Origin of the sequence: Nitratidesulfovibrio liaohensis, from assembly GCF_011682075.1 — a bacterium.
GTDB lineage: Bacteria > Desulfobacterota > Desulfovibrionia > Desulfovibrionales > Desulfovibrionaceae > Cupidesulfovibrio > Cupidesulfovibrio liaohensis.
The window spans coordinates 1-14,592 of the sequence record NZ_VSMK01000475.1 but is presented as its reverse complement, the minus strand read 5'-3'; the positions used below and the strand labels follow the sequence as shown (position 1 = coordinate 14,592).

Annotated in this window: 12 protein-coding genes; 2 read left to right on the top strand and 10 right to left on the bottom strand. The window is 66.5% G+C overall.

What is annotated here, in order from left to right; genetic code table 11:
- Window positions 1-301, bottom strand: a 301-nt coding sequence (locus FVW27_RS14485; protein WP_243838476.1) for a PLD nuclease N-terminal domain-containing protein, incomplete at its 3' end; no start/stop codon positions are given.
- A 109-nt stretch (window positions 302-410) separates the two neighbouring features.
- Window positions 411-836 carry a universal stress protein gene (locus tag FVW27_RS14480; protein WP_167126399.1) on the bottom strand — a complete coding sequence of 142 codons (426 nt, stop codon included), beginning with the start codon at window positions 834-836 and terminating at the stop codon, window positions 411-413.
- Window positions 837-1,153: 317 nt separating this feature from the next.
- Here FVW27_RS14480 and FVW27_RS14475 point away from each other — a divergent pair, with 317 nt between their 5' ends.
- Complete coding sequence (locus tag FVW27_RS14475) at window positions 1,154-3,844, top strand: sensor domain-containing protein (protein WP_243838474.1); 2,691 nt, start codon at window positions 1,154-1,156, stop codon at window positions 3,842-3,844.
- Between the two features lie 323 nt (window positions 3,845-4,167).
- Here the strand turns inward: FVW27_RS14475 and FVW27_RS14470 are convergent, their stop codons facing one another.
- From FVW27_RS14470 to speA, 7 genes are all read right to left on the bottom strand, one after another.
- Window positions 4,168-4,353: a hypothetical protein gene (locus tag FVW27_RS14470; RefSeq protein ID WP_341806148.1), complete on the bottom strand. Its 186-nt coding sequence runs from the start codon at window positions 4,351-4,353 to the stop codon at window positions 4,168-4,170.
- 209 nt (window positions 4,354-4,562) lie between these two features.
- On the bottom strand, window positions 4,563-4,772 hold the full coding sequence (locus tag FVW27_RS14465) for a hypothetical protein (protein ID WP_167126390.1): 210 nt from the start codon (window positions 4,770-4,772) through the stop codon (window positions 4,563-4,565).
- Between the two features lie 325 nt (window positions 4,773-5,097).
- A complete protein-coding gene (gene nspC / locus FVW27_RS14460; RefSeq protein ID WP_167126388.1) occupies window positions 5,098-6,315 on the bottom strand; it encodes a carboxynorspermidine decarboxylase in 1,218 nt (405 codons plus the stop codon).
- 87 nt (window positions 6,316-6,402) lie between these two features.
- Window positions 6,403-7,092 (bottom strand): hypothetical protein, encoded by a 690-nt coding sequence (locus FVW27_RS14455; RefSeq protein WP_167126385.1) that lies wholly within the window; start codon window positions 7,090-7,092, stop codon window positions 6,403-6,405.
- A complete protein-coding gene (locus FVW27_RS14450; protein ID WP_012612662.1) occupies window positions 7,076-7,609 on the bottom strand; it encodes a hypothetical protein in 534 nt (177 codons plus the stop codon). The genes FVW27_RS14455 and FVW27_RS14450 overlap by 17 nt, the downstream gene beginning before the upstream one ends.
- Window positions 7,610-7,937: 328 nt before the next feature.
- Window positions 7,938-9,128: a saccharopine dehydrogenase family protein gene (locus tag FVW27_RS14445; RefSeq protein ID WP_167126380.1), complete on the bottom strand. Its 1,191-nt coding sequence runs from the start codon at window positions 9,126-9,128 to the stop codon at window positions 7,938-7,940.
- 484 nt (window positions 9,129-9,612) lie between these two features.
- Window positions 9,613-11,532 carry a biosynthetic arginine decarboxylase gene (speA, locus tag FVW27_RS14440; protein ID WP_167126377.1) on the bottom strand — a complete coding sequence of 640 codons (1,920 nt, stop codon included), beginning with the start codon at window positions 11,530-11,532 and terminating at the stop codon, window positions 9,613-9,615.
- An 834-nt stretch (window positions 11,533-12,366) separates the two neighbouring features.
- Here speA and FVW27_RS14435 point away from each other — a divergent pair.
- Window positions 12,367-13,482, top strand: coding sequence for a GGDEF domain-containing protein (locus FVW27_RS14435; protein WP_243838472.1), 1,116 nt, complete (start codon window positions 12,367-12,369; stop codon window positions 13,480-13,482).
- Window positions 13,483-13,604: 122 nt separating this feature from the next.
- Here the strand turns inward: FVW27_RS14435 and FVW27_RS14430 are convergent.
- Window positions 13,605-14,592: leucyl aminopeptidase (locus FVW27_RS14430; protein WP_167126374.1), on the bottom strand; the 988-nt coding region annotated here is incomplete at its 5' end.

Genomic DNA, 14,592 nt, shown 5'->3' with positions numbered 1-14,592 from the left:
CCCCCGGCGGCTCGTGGCGGGCCGGGCCGCCGTGCAGGCGGCCCCCTTCGCGCAGGCGGCGGGTTTCCGATTCTTCCAGCAGGCGGGCGGCGCGGCTGTGCACGCGGTTGATGCCGAACAGGAAATAGAACAACGGCCCGGCCACGGGAAAGGTCAGGCACACGGCAATCCAGCCCAGCGCCGCGCGGGGGTCGCGCTTGTACAGCAGGGCATGGCCCGCCGCGTACACGGATATCGCGTACATGGCGGGGATGAGCACCCATTGCAGGGTGGTCAGGGTGATCTCCGGGGAGAGGGTCATACCGCACCCCGCCGTGCCGTGGCATGGCCAAAGGCCCGGTTGCGACCGGAATGCGCGCGGCGCAGCCCGCGCGGCGCGGCGGGGGCGTTCCGAACCATGATTTCGATGCCTAGCGAACCACGAGCACGGGCACCTTGGCGAGTTGCAGCACCTGATGGGTGACGCTGCCCATGATCATGCCGCCCAGTTCGCTCAGCCCGCGCGAGCCCATGACGATGGTGTCGCAGCCTTCCTCTTCGCACACACGGATCACAGCCCTGCCCGGGGCACCATCCACGATGCGCACGGAAGTGGACACGCCCAATTCATCCAGCAGGGCACGCGGCTCGGCCAGCAGTGCTTCCGCCTCCTGGGTGCACTCGCGCACCAGCTCTTCGCGCGCCTCGCCGCCAATGAGAGCGGGGATCTCGCCGAAACTGTGCAGCAACACCACGTGTCCCTTGCCACCACAACGGGCCAGGTCCACCGCATGGCGTAGGGCAAGACGCGCATGTTCCGAACCATCCATGGGAAGCAGTATCTTCGAGTAAGGCATTCAAATCTCCTTTGTACTGTTGCTCCTGTGGCGTCGTGTGCCCACATCCGCCGTTTCCCTCATGCCGCACTGGGCTGGCACCGGCGGAAAAGACAGCTGCCGATACCACACATTGCACGACAGGTGTCCGGAATGCAACCCTTCCGGCATGTGTTGCGGTGCACCCATGTACTCAGGCCGTGGCACCGAGGGCGAAGCTGAAGGGTCAGGGTGCGTCTTCGGCAGCCTCTTCCGGCCCCCCGCGCTTTCTGATATGGCATGCCATCTGGACATCCACGTGCGCCGTGTTTTCAAGGGGGGTCCGAATGACGGGCGACATGCCACAGCACATGCGGGGCAACATGCGGGACGAGGAGCAGGAGCATCGCGCCACCGGGGGGCCAGCGCACGGGAAAGCTCCCGGCGGAAACGCGTCCGGCAGAACAACGTCCGGCTGCCAGACGCCCGGCCTGCTGCGTGCCCTGCTGGACAACCCCATGGTGGCGCTGTTCCTGCGCGACGGCCAGGGGCGCTACCTGGCCGCCAACCAGTTGTACGCCAACCTGGCCGGAGTGCCCGGCAAGGACGTGGTGGGACTTTCCCCGCGCGACATCTTTCCCCATGCCGTGGCCAACGCCCTGTTGGACGAGGACCGGCGCGTGGCCGCCGACGGCACCCCCCTGCTGTGCGAGCGCATGCTGCCCGACGACGAGGCCGAACGGGTGTTCCGCGTGGCCAAGCTGCCCCTGCCGCCCGAGGTGGCCGGGCCGGGCGCCGTGCTGGGCCTGGCCTTCGACGTCACCGCCCTGGTCCAGGCCGAAATAGAAGAAGAGGTGCGCCAGCGCACCGCCGCACTGGCCGAAAGCACGGCCCGATTCCGCGCACTGTTCGAACTGGCCCCGGACGCCGTGTACGTGCGCGGCGAAGGCGGTCGCATCGTGGACTGCAACCGCGCCGCCGAACGCATGTCCGGCCACCCGCGCGAAACCCTGTTGTCACTGCGCACGGCGGACCTGCTGCCGCCGGACATCGAGGCCCGCATCGACAACCTGCTGACCGGGTGCACCCTGCCCAGTGCCATCCCGCAGGACGCCACACCGCCAGACGCCACACCGGCTGACCCGCGCCAGACCACGGGCGGCGACAGCCCCGGCAGCGGCTTCTGCCCGACTGGCGGCTTCTGCATGGAAGGAGTCTGCGCCACCGCCCATTCCACCCACGAGGCCGAGGTGAGCGTGGAGCCCCTGCCCCTGTCCCTGCTGCAGGGTGAAGGCATGGCCGCGCTGGTGGTGGTGCACGACATTTCCGCACGCCGCGCCGCGGAACGGCAGATGCGGCTGTTCGAGCGGGTGTTCCGCAACGCGCTGGAAGGCATCTGCATCACCGACCCGGAAGGTATCATCATGGCGGTGAACCCGGCCTTCACCACCATCACCGGGTACCCGGCGGAAGACGCCGTGGGGCAGACCCCGCGCATCCTGAAATCGCACCATCACGACAGCGCCTTCTACGAAGACATGTGGCGCGCGCTGGTGGAGGAAGGCCGCTGGGAAGACGAGATATGGAACCGCCGCCGGAACGGCGAAGTCTACCCGGAATGGCTGAGCATCAGCGCCATTCCCGGCCCCACCGGGCGCACCGAGTACTACGTGGCCGTGTTCCACGACATCACGGAACTGAAGGCCAAGGAATCGCAGATCCAGCACCAGGCCCACCACGATGCGCTCACCGGCCTGCCCAACCGTGCCCTGCTGCGCGACCGGCTGAACATGGCCATCAACGGCGCCCGGCGCGAAGGCCGCAAGGTGGCCGTGCTGTCGGTGGACCTGGACAACTTCAAGCACGTCAACGACAGCCTGGGCCACATGGTGGGCGACATCTACCTGCAACAGGCCGCCGAACAGATGCGCCAGATGGTCCGCCCGCAGGACACCCTGGCCCGCGTGGGCGGCGACGAATTCGTGGTCGTGTTGCAGGACGTGCAGGACGAACGCGATGCCGCGCAGGTGGCCGAACGATTGCTGGCCCGGTTCACCGACCCGGTGCGCGTGCAGGAACATGAACTGTTCGTGGGAACCAGCGTGGGCATTGCCCTGTTCCCCGACGACGGCGACGACCCGGACACCCTGGTGCGCAACGCCGACATCGCCATGTCGCGCGCCAAGGAACACGGCAAGCGCCGCTATCACCTGTTCACCCCGGCCATGAACGAGCGCGCCATGCGCCGCCTGTTGCTGGAAGGCGACCTGCACCGCGCCCTGGCCGCCGGAGACATCACCGCCCACTACCAGCCGCGCGTGGACCTGAACACCGGCCTGATCACCGGCATGGAAGCCCTGGCCCGCTGGACCCGGGCCGATGGCACCCAGGAACATCCGGCGGAGTTCATCCCCCTGGCCGAAGCCACGGGCCTCATCGTGCCCCTGGGCGAGCACATGCTGCGCCTGGCCTGCGCCCGGACCCGCGCCCTGCTCGACGCCGGGCACGCCGACCTGCACGTGGCCGTCAACCTTTCCGTTCACCAGTTCCGCCATCCCAACCTTGTGGGCATGGTGGCCGACGTGCTGGCCGCCACCGGCCTGCCGCCGTCCCTGCTGGAACTGGAGATCACCGAATCCACCATCGTCACCGACACGGACCACACCATCCGCAAACTGAACCAGCTGGCCGAGATGGGCATTGCCCTTTCGGTGGACGATTTCGGCACCGGGTATTCGTCGCTGTATCAGCTCAAGAACCTGCCGCTGACCTCGCTGAAGATCGACCGTTCGTTCATCAGCGACATCCCCGACGATCCCAACGACGCGGCCATCGCCGCCACCATCATCACCATGGCCGATCGGCTGGGGCTGCGCGTGGTGGCCGAAGGGGTGGAAACGCCGGAGCAGCTCAACTTCCTGCTGCTGGAAGGCTGCCACGAGGTACAGGGATTTCTGTTCAGCCGCCCCCTGCCCCCGGACGACTTCACCGCGCTGCTGGCACGGGGCAGACGGCTGACCGTGCCCCGTGACGAGGGCGGCGGCATCTGACCGGGGGGCCGATGACAGTGCGATCCGACCAGCAATGGTCGGCGAAGCAGTGCACTGCACGCGGGGTGTCATTCCCCGAAATCAAGCGCGGTTAACCCCGGCGGATATTCTCCGCTCGTACCCATTCCCACCGCGCATCCGCAACAAACGCCCCGGCCCGGAAACATCCGGAAGCCGGGGCGCCTTCGTTTGCGGTGCATGCACGTGCGGGTGGCGCGTGCGGATGCGGGCCGCCGCCCGTGACGGCCGAAACTGGCGGGCCGCATTGGATGAAAAAAAATGGGGAAAAGGGACCAGCCGCCGCCCGCCATCCGCAGCCAGCCCTACAACGCCGACTTTTCCGCCGCGATGATGTCCAGATACGGCCACAGCCACAGCAGGCGGCGCAGCCGCACCGTCACGCTGCCAACGGTACGCTCTGGCCGCAGGTCCGGATCGGACCAGATGGTCACGCCGTCGCGTTCCTCGCGCCGGAACCGGGCAGCCTCGCGCCCTTTGGGTTTGCCCACGCGCACGGCGGGGAGGCTCAGCAGCGAGCCGCCCCCTCAGCAGCCGCGCAGGGGCTGGTAATACAGCGTCACGTGCCCGCCGCGCCCGGCCACGTGGCGCAGTGCATCGGGCTTGATGTCGATCATGGTTGCCTCCGGCGGCCTGCGCGAAAGTTTGGCGGATGTTCGCCGGATATCTGGCGGATGCCCGGCACCCCTGCCACTTGTGGTTATGCCACCAGGGTGCGCGCGCCTTCCACGTCGAAATACGAAAACCACAGGAACCTGCGCAACCGCACGCGGGCCGGTTCGTCCCAGCGCAGCCGCTTCACGGCCGGGTCAAGCCACACCACCACGTCGTCCACCATATGCCGGTGAAAGGCGGGCCGCATCCATTCCGGGGGTTGCCCCACGCGCACGGCGGGGGTTCGCACGGGCATGATGCGCGACGCTCAGCCGCAGCCGCGCGCCGCCTGCATGTACACGATCACGTTGCCGCCGCCAGACAGGATGCGATCCCGGGCGTTGTCGTCGATGTAGATCATGGCCGCCTCCGGGGCGCGTGGCGCCCGCATGCAGACATGCTAGGCATTGCCGGGTGCGGGCGCAAGCGGTGCGGCACGCCCCGGCACGAGGCACTCCCGCCGGGCACCGCGCGATCTGCACCCAGTCACCGTCCGGTCACTGTCCGGTCGCCGCGCAGCCCGGGCACGCTGCCTGGCAAACAAGGAGCGGACATGGGGCGGTCGGTGCCCACACACCCCATCAGGACAGGCGGTACTTGAATGCCTCGTACCCGAAGGAACGCACCACCTCGCGCCGCGCGCCACGCCCATCCGCACCGGCAGGCCGGTAGCGTGCGATGGCGGGCAGTTGCAGCCCGTTGAAGGTGGTGGTCTTGACCATGCTGTAGATGGCCATGTCCAGGAAGGCCAGCCGGTCGCCGGGTTGCAGGGGCGTGTCGAACGAATATTCGCCGATGACGTCGCCCGCCAGGCACGACTTGCCCGCGAAACGGCAGGTCCACGCCTTCTCGCCCGGCAGGCCGGAGCCGATGCAGCCGGGGCGATAGGGCATTTCCAGCACGTCGGGCATGTGCGCGGCGGCAGAGGTATCCAGAATGGCGATGGGCATGTCGGCCTGCACCACGTCCAGCACGGTGCACAGCAGCACCCCGGCGTTCAGGGCCACGGCCTCGCCCGGCTCTATGTACACCTGCACCCCGTACTTCTGCTGCATGCGGTCGATGCACCGGCACAGCAGGTCCAGGTCGTAGCCGGGCCGGGTAACGTGGTGCCCGCCGCCGAAGTTCAGCCACTTCATGCGCGAAAGATGCGCGCCGAACCTTGCCTCCACCGCGTGCAGGGTGCGGTCCAGCGCGTCGGCGTCCTGCTCGCACAGGGTGTGAAAATGCAGGCCGGAAATGCCGTCCAGCGCGTCCTGCCCGCGCGTCGCCGCCTCTGCCAGTGCGGCCTCGAAGTGGTGGGGCCGCACCCCCAGGCGCGAACCCGGCGAACACGGGTTGTAGATGGCCACCGCCCCTTCCGAGTGCTCCGGGTTGATGCGGATGCCGCACTCGATGGGCCGCCCCGCCGCCGCCACCGCCGGGCGGAAACGGTTCCACTGCGCGAACGAGTTGAACACCAGATGGTCGGCCAGGGTCACCAGCTCGGCCATGTCCGCATCGCTGTACCCGGCGGCAAAGGCGTGCACCTCGCCCCCGAATTCCTCGCGGCCCAGCCGCGCCTCGTGCGGCGAACTGGCGCAGGTGCCGTGCAGCACCCCGCCGTGCGCGCGCGACAGCAGCGGAAACAGGCTCCACATGGCAAAGCCCTTCAGCGCCAGCAGCACCTTGGCCCCGGTGCGGCGCTGCACCGTGTCCAGGACGGCGGCGTTGGCCTCGATGCGGGCCTCGTCCACCACAAAACACGGAGACGGGAAGCGGCTGGGGTCGAGCTTGGCGAGATAGGCTTGGTCCATCATTCCGGGGTACTCCTTGCGAAAGCGGAAAACGGGAAGCCGACGGCAGCAATGCGGCGTTCTGTCGGCAGGGCTGAAACCGGAAAAGGCTTACGCTCCACACGTGGCGATGGCGCGCATGCGCGCCATGAGCAGCGGAACGCGCCCCTGGCTGGCCGGATCGGGCGGCAGGTAGCCGGGCAGCGCATCCAGAAAATCTTCATCGGCCAGCAGCGCGGCAAAGGCCGCACCAAGGTAGCCGCGCACGGCTGCGTCCGCAGCCTGTACCTCGCCCGCGATATCCGGTCGGCCATCCAGCACGACCACCAGGTCTTCCATGTCGTGGCTGGTGAGGTAATCGCCCTTGCCACGGCCCCGAAAGGCTTCCAGCTTGGTGGCCAGAAAATACACCGGAGCGGCCACCCGCAAAGTCACGCCTTCCACGGTCATGCGCACGGCATGGCGCAGTGCATCACCATACCAGCGGTTGGAAAAGCCCAGCACAGCCTCATCCGTGGGCATGACGTCAAGCACCAGCGCACCGCGCCGCCAGCGGCACACCACGTCCATGTCCTCCGCGAAGCCGCGTGCCCGCAGGCGGTCGGCCAAGCGGTAGTAAGCGGCACGGGTGGCTGCCTCGACAATGACGTCCACGTCCAGCGTGGGCCGCACGTCGGGGGCCGCAGGGTCCGTCAGCAGCAGGGCCACGCTGGCCCCGCCCACGAAGGCCACTTCTTCCGCAAGGTCGCCCAGCAGGCGCGCGACGTCCAGCACGTGGCCGATGTTACGCAGTCGGCGCATCATCGCTCCGCAACATGCCTTTCAGAAGTTCCGCCGCCCGCTGCTGCTCGCGCACACGCCCGATGCGGATGGCGTCGAGCAGGCTCAGGGCCTCGTACAGACGGGCATTGCGCAGGGCAACCGCAGGCACGGATTTGTACAACGGCGACAGGGACACTCCCCGCTGTTCCCCTTCCGGGTGCGGCCAGACATAGGCCGCTTCGGCTCCCGCGTCATGCAGGAACTCCCCCTTCAGTGCGGGCGCGGCAAAAGCCGTCGGCACCCCGCGCGTCACCGTGCCGATGTCCGGCGGAAAGGCATACTTCACGCCATGCACCAGAAATTCTTCCAGCGCGGCGCGCACGGGCCTGCGCCTGTGCTCATCGTACAGTCGGGCTTGCGTGGCACGCCTGATGGAACTGTGGACCATGGACATGCTCATGCCCAACGCCGCGCCTAACTGGTCGTAAGTCCACCGAGTACGCCGCGCCACCGAAAGCTTGAGCATGACGAGTACATCTTGCGGGAGCAGGTTCATGCATATTCCATATTCTAGATTCTAGAATGTCGCAAGCCCCTCCCCAAAAATTGCTGCCCGCTGCACCTGCACCCGCTGCCTGAACAAGGACCGGGGGACCGCGCAGGCGGCCCCCCGGAATTCATGCTGCTCACTGTGCCGAGACAATCGGCATTCGGAGGGAGTTTGTTCCCCGGCAAGGAAGAGATGCGGACCGCTGGGGGAGTGTGCGCCAGCCGTTACACGAGCAACGCAAGTGTTGCGGATGGCGACCGCACAGCGCGCTTTTGGTACGCGACCGAAGCGGAACGCATCTCTGACGCAGCCGGAGGCAAACTATCTCGAAGGCCTACTTCTCCACCACCACCCACGGCAGCCCGTGCTTGTTCAGGGCGTCCATGAACGGGTCGGGGTCCAGCTGCTCCATGTTGTACACGCCCTTGCCGGACCACTTGCCGGTCACCATCATCATGGCGCCGATCATGGCGGGCACGCCGGTGGTGTACGAAATGGCCTGCGAACCCACCTCGCGGTAGCATTCCTGATGATCGCACACGTTGTAGATGTAGACGGTCTTGGGCTTGCCGTCCTTCACCCCCTGCATCAGGCAGCCGATGCAGGTCTTGCCCTTGGTGCGCGGGCCGAGGGATGCCGGGTCGGGCAGCAGCGCGCGCAGGAACTGGATGGGCACGATCTTCTTGCCGTCGTGCTCCACTTCGTCGATGCGGGTCATGCCCACGTTTTCCAGCACCTTCAGGTGGTTCAGGTAGTTGTCCGAGAAGGTCATCCAGAACCGGGCGCGCTTGAGGCCCTTCAGGTTCAGCACCAGCGATTCCAGTTCCTCGTGGTACATGAGGAAGCACTTCTTGGGGCCGATGCCGTCCGGAAAATCGTAGTTCATGGACCACGACAGGGGGTCGGTTTCCACCCACTCGCCCCGTTCCCAGTAGCGACCGCGCGCGGTCACTTCGCGGATGTTGATTTCCGGGTTGAAGTTGGTGGCAAAGGGATGGCCGTGGTCGCCCGCGTTGCAGTCGATGATGTCGAGCACGTGCACTTCGTCCAGCAGGTGCTTCATGGCATAGGCGCAGAACACGTTGGTCACGCCGGGGTCGAAGCCGCTGCCCAGAAGGGCCATCAGCCCGGCCTTCTCGAAGCGCTCCTGATAGGCCCACTGCCACTTGTACTCGAACTTGGCCTCGTCCAGCGGCTCGTAGTTGGCGGTATCCAGGTAATGCACGCCGGTTTCGAGGCAGGCGTCCATGATGGTCAGGTCCTGGTACGGCAGGGCGATGTTCAGCACCATGTCCGGCTTGTAGGCGCGGATCAGCGCCACCAGCTCGGGCACGTTGTCCGCGTCCACCCGGGCCGTTTCGATGGTGCGCCCGGTGCGGGCCTTCACGTCTGCGGCAATGGCGTCGCACTTCGACTTGGTGCGGCTTGCCAGCATGATTTCGGAAAATACGGAGGGAACCTGCGCGCACTTGTGGACGACCACGCCGCCCACGCCGCCAGCGCCGATGATGAGGACACGTGCCATGACGCACTCCTTTGCGCACCCCGCCCGCCCCGAACACCCATGCCCGGAAACGCGCGACTGCGCGACACTGCTGTGGTTATCCCGAACGGCCTGCCCCACACCATGGGACGGCCCCGCTTGTTGCCTGTATGCGCCGGTGACCGGCATCAGCATATCATGCCATGGGCATGACATGCATCAAAGGTATCCTGCTTCGATGGGGTGCGGGCCTTGCGCTTCAATGCTTCTTGGCGTTTCAGCAGACGCACCGCTCGCCGCCCATGGGACAGTGCGATTTTCACCGCATTGTCGTGGCGCTGCGGCGCCCGCTCCCGAAAGCTCATGCTTTCTTCACGCCCCAGCACAACCCGCCGACAGTGCGATTTCGTTCGCTGGCAAGGAAGGCCAGGGCCGCATGAGGGAGCGTACTCTTTGGTACGTGACCGATATGCGGCCCGCCGCCTGACGAAGCCCAGCGGGCGAAATCGCCTGTCGGAGCGGGTGCCTAGCGTTCGAAGTAGGTATAACCCCGCAACCCATCCTCATATGCCTGCATCACCCGGTACCGGTCCGAGGGGGTGATGCGCCCCTCGCGCACGGCCTGTTCCGCGGCCTCGCGGATATCCTCAATGATGCGTCGGGGGTCGTATTCCACGTACGACAGGATGTCGGCCACGGAATCGCCGCGCAGTTCGCGCACGAATTCGTAGCTGCCGTCCTCGTGCACGCGCACCGAAACCACGTTGGTGTCGCCCAGCAGGTTGTGCAGGTCGCCCAGGGTTTCCTGATAGGCCCCCACCAGGAACACGCCGAGGTAGTACTCCTCGCCGTCCTTCAGGGGATGCAGGTCCAGGGTGCCCTTCACGCCTTGCGGGTCGATGAAGTGGTCGATGCGCCCGTCGCTGTCGCAGGTGATGTCGGACAGGATGCCCTGGCGCGAGGGCAGCTCGTTCAGGCGGTGCAGGGGCACCACCGGAAACAGCTGGTCGATGGCCCACGAATCGGGCAGCGACTGGAACACGCTGAAGTTGCCGTAGTAGATGTCGGCCAGGGCCACGTCTATCTCGGCAAGATCCTTGGGCACGTGCTTCAGCTTCTGCTTTTCCTGGGCGATGCGCTTCATGATGGCCCAGAAATAGCGTTCGCCAAGGGTGCGTTCGCGCAGGGTGATGCGCCCGGTCAGGAACTGCTGGCGCACTTCGTCGCGATAGTACACGGCGTCGTTGTAGCATTCCTGAAGGTTGCGCAGGGTAAGACCGGCCAGCGCCTCGCGCATGTTGCGCACGGGCTCGGGGCAGTCGTCGGGCAGGATGTCGGGCAGGTTGCCTATCTCCACGCGGCTCACGTCCAGGATGTTGAACAGCAGCATGGAGTAGTAGGCCACGGTGGCACGGCCCGATTCGGTGACGATGTGCGGATGGGCGATGCCTTCCTCGTCGAGGATGTTCATCACCGCCTCGATGATGTCCGCGCAGTATTCGTCAAGGCTGTAGTTGCGGCTGCTCACGTAGTTGGTGTGCGAGCCGTCGTAGTCCACGGCAAGGCCCCCGCCAAGGTCCAGGTAGCCCATGGCCGCGCCTTCGGCCACCAGGCCGCCGTAGATGCGGCAGGCCTCCATGACGGCGGCGCGGATGTCGCGGATGTTCGGCACCTGCGACCCCAGGTGGTAGTGCAGCAGCTGGAAGCAGTCGAGCATGTCGTGGTCCTTCAGCTGGTCCACCACGTCGACGATCTGCGCCGTGGTCAGGCCGAAGGTGGAGCGCTCGCCGCCGGAATCGGTCCAGTGGCCGCCCGCCTTCACGGACAGCTTGGCGCGCACGCCGATGAGCGGGCGCACGCCAAGGCACCTGGAGCGCTCCAGGATGAGCGGCAGCTCGCTGGCCATTTCCAGCACGAAGAAGCACTTGTAGCCCATGCGCACGGCGTGCAGGCCAAGGTCGATGAACTCCTCGTCCTTGTAGCCGTTGCAGACCAGGCAGGCCTCGTGGTCGCGCAGTTGCGAGACGGCGGCGATGAGTTCGGCCTTGCTGCCTACCTCCAGCCCGTGGTGGTAGCGCGAGCCGAACTGGGCGATCTTTTCGACCACCTGCTGCTGCTGATTGACCTTGATGGGGAAGATGCCCCGGTATTCGCCCTTGTAGCCGAGCGACCCGATGGCCTTGCGGAAGGACTGGTGAAGACTGGTGATCTGGGAATCGAGAATGTTCTCGATGCGCAGGAGCACCGGCATGTCATAGCCGCGCTCCCGCATGCCCCGGATGATTTCCGGAATGCTTACGGCAGGACCGCGGTTGTCTCCGAAAGGATAGACCACGACATCGCCGCTCTGGGCGACATCGAAGTACCCGGCACCCCAATTGCGGATGCCATAGAGCTCAGCGGAGTCTTCGACACTCCACTGTTGCAGCGTACGGTTTCTTGCCAATTCCCGAACCTCATACATACCCCGTTTACAGGTGCATGCCACGGCACCGCCTGTGCGGCGGGCCGACCAGAGCCTCTCTCTTCCTTCATGCGCGAGTGCAGGGCAGGGGCGCGCACGCGTTGGAAGAGTGGCACTATCTATTGACAGCGGGGGGGCTTGTCAACGGTATTTTCCCCCATTTCGCACGAACGTCACAGAGTCCTGCAATCATTGGGCGTGCATGACGGGGCATGCGCACCCGGTGGGTGTTCCACCCATTTTTCGGTAGGGCATGACGTGAGTGAAGACTTGCCGCTGACAGGGCGGGCAACGCTGTGGTATGGCGGAGCTGAGCATCTTGCAGGCCATATCCAACAAGGCCTAAAGGTCATGCCGAATCCCGTCGTAAAGAGGAGGCTGACCAACGTACGGTTCGTCTGCCGCGTGGCTGGTCACGGCCTGCCAGACCAGTTGTCTGGTCAAACCGGCAGAAAATCCGGCGGATTGCTCACCGGTCGGCCAGTTGCCACGGTCACCCGCAGTTGCCCGCCCAGCCGCGCGGGTGGCGGCCCGCACACCCGGCAACGCCGCGCGGCATGGCTTCACGGTTTCACTGTATCCAGGTTCCATCCGGCAGGCGCGCGTACGGCACGTTTGGGGAAACGTGCGAGGATCACGCCGCCGCCGACCCGCCCGGCACCACCCCTTGCGTTACCCCCCTCACGCATGGTCACGCCAGCCCGACCTTCGCCCGGCACCGGATGCCGTGGCGCGTTGCGGGCATGCGCGGCTTTGTCCGCCCTCATTGTGGCACGAGAGGCACCATTGCTCGACAAGAACAGGATGCACCGCTGCATGAACGCCCTGCTGGCCAACGGTCTGCAGGACGACGCCGACCCCGAGACCGCACGCGTCACCGGGGTGGCGAACCTGTTCTATGGCGTCACGGCACTGTTCTCCGCCATCATGGCGGTGCTGGATTTCATGCAGGACCAGAACACCCTCGCGCTGTTACTGCTGGCGATGCTGGCGCTTGCCCTGTTCGGGCTGTTCTGGGTGGGCCGCACCGGTCGCCATGCTCTGCCCAGCACCGCGCTGGTATTGGCGCTGTTCAGCCTGTCACTGTACATGGTGTCCCACGGCGGCGTGGAGGGCAGCGGCTTCGTGTGGCTGTTCATCTTTCCGCCCGTGGTCATGCTGACCTTCGGCCTGTCCATCGGCATCCTGCTGATGGCCGCCCTGCTGCTGGGGGTGGGCGCCATACTGTTCCTGCCCGGCGATCCCTTCCTGTACGCCGACTATTCGCAAGCCTTCCGCATCCGCTACATGGTGGCCCTGCTGTGCTGCGGCATCTTCGCCGGGCTTGCGGAATACACCCGCCGCCACACCCAGCGCCTGCTCATCCTGCTTACCCAGCAACTGGCCGAAAGCGCCCGCACCGACGAGCTGACCGGCCTCGCCAACCGACGGGCCCTGTGCGAACGGCTGGAATACGAGCAGGTGCGCGCCCGCCGCACCGGCAGGTCGCTGTCCATCGCCATCTGCGACATCGACCACTTCAAGTCGGTGAACGACTGCTACGGCCACCAGTGCGGCGACCAGGTGCTGCAATCGGTGGCCGGGCTGCTGCACGACAACCTGCGCCATCAGGACACCATCTGCCGCTGGGGCGGAGAGGAGTTCCTGCTGCTGCTGCCGGAAACCGACGAGGCCGGGGCCGCCCGGCTGGCCGAAAAGCTGCGCGGCCTGGTGGAAGCCTCGGAGTACTCGTACCACGGCATCCCCGTCAGCGTTACCCTGTCCTTCGGGGTGCACACCTGCGGCCCGGAAGGCGACATCGACTACCACATCCGCAAGGCCGACCAGAAGCTGTACCTGGCCAAGGAACAGGGCCGCAACCGGGTGTTCGCCGGGGAAGTGCCCGACATTTTCCTGCCCGAGGGGCTGATGCTGGACGAAGAGGAAGCCTAGGGCGCTTCCGGAATATCTCCCCGGCACCTGCCGGGCACGCCCCCTGCCCCGTCGCAACGCATGCGGGCCGCGAAGGTTTCCCCTCGCGGCCCGCTGCTCGTTTCCGGATTCGATGTCGGGCGCTACACGCCGCCGCCGCGCACCAGTTCCAGCAGCGTGCGCACGGCAAAGCCGGTGCCGCCGCCAGGGCAGGTGGACGTCTTCTTGGCGGTGTAGGCGGGCCCGGCAATGTCCAGGTGCGCCCAACGCACGCCCTTGTCCACGAACTGCTTCAGGAACAGCGCCGCATTGACCGCCCCGCCCTCGCGCGGGCCCACGTTGGCGATGTCGGCCACGTCGCTCTTCAGGTTCTCGAAGTACATGTCCCACAGCGGCAGGGGCCAGAAGCGGTCGCCCACCACGTCGCCCACGGTGCGGATGCGGCCGGACAGGTCATCGTCGTTGGCGAACACCGCCGCCACGTCCGTACCCAACGCCACCACGCAGGCCCCGGTCAGGGTGGCCAGGTCCACCAGCACCTCAGGGGCATATTCGCGCTGGGCCCAGGTCAAGGCGTCGCACAACACCAGCCGCCCTTCGGCGTCGGTGTTGATGATCTCCACCGTCTTGCCGGACAGGGTGGACACGATGTCGCCGGGGCGGGTGGCCCTGCCGTCGGGCATGTTCTCGGTGCAGGGCATGATGCCCACCACTCGGCGGGGCACGTCGGAGCGGCCCAGCGCTTCAAACATGCCCAGAATGGCCGCCGCGCCCGCCATGTCGCCCTTCATTTCGTGCATCTTGGCGGCGGGCTTCAGACTGATGCCGCCCGTGTCAAAGGTGATGCCCTTGCCCACGAACACCAGCGGCTTCTGGTCCTCGGTTCCCTTGGGGGCATGCTCGATGACCACCAATCGGGGTTCCTCCTCGGCGCCGCGGAACACCGAGGCAAAGGCCCCCATGCCCATCTCCACCAGTTCGGCGCGGCCCAGCGAACGGGCCAGCATGCCGTACTTCTTCGCGATGGCCACGGCCTGCTCGGCCAGATGGCCGGGGGTGACGAAGTTGGGCGGCCCGTTGACCAGGTCGCGCGCCAGGGCCACCCCGGCGGCTGCGGCCTCGCCCCGGCGG

Bases quoted from the DNA above. Each gene is read 5' to 3' on its own strand.
- FVW27_RS14480 (WP_167126399.1), bottom strand. From the start codon at position 836: ATGCCTTACTCGAAGATACTGCTTCCCATGGATGGTTCGGAACATGCG.
- FVW27_RS14475 (WP_243838474.1), top strand. From the start codon at position 1,154: ATGCCACAGCACATGCGGGGCAACATGCGGGACGAGGAGCAGGAGCAT.
- FVW27_RS14465 (WP_167126390.1), bottom strand. From the start codon at position 4,772: ATGCCCGTGCGAACCCCCGCCGTGCGCGTGGGGCAACCCCCGGAATGG.
- nspC (WP_167126388.1), bottom strand. From the start codon at position 6,315: ATGATGGACCAAGCCTATCTCGCCAAGCTCGACCCCAGCCGCTTCCCG.
- FVW27_RS14455 (WP_167126385.1), bottom strand. From the start codon at position 7,092: ATGCGCCGACTGCGTAACATCGGCCACGTGCTGGACGTCGCGCGCCTG.
- FVW27_RS14450 (WP_012612662.1), bottom strand. From the start codon at position 7,609: ATGAACCTGCTCCCGCAAGATGTACTCGTCATGCTCAAGCTTTCGGTG.
- FVW27_RS14445 (WP_167126380.1), bottom strand. From the start codon at position 9,128: ATGGCACGTGTCCTCATCATCGGCGCTGGCGGCGTGGGCGGCGTGGTC.
- FVW27_RS14435 (WP_243838472.1), top strand. From the start codon at position 12,367: ATGAACGCCCTGCTGGCCAACGGTCTGCAGGACGACGCCGACCCCGAG.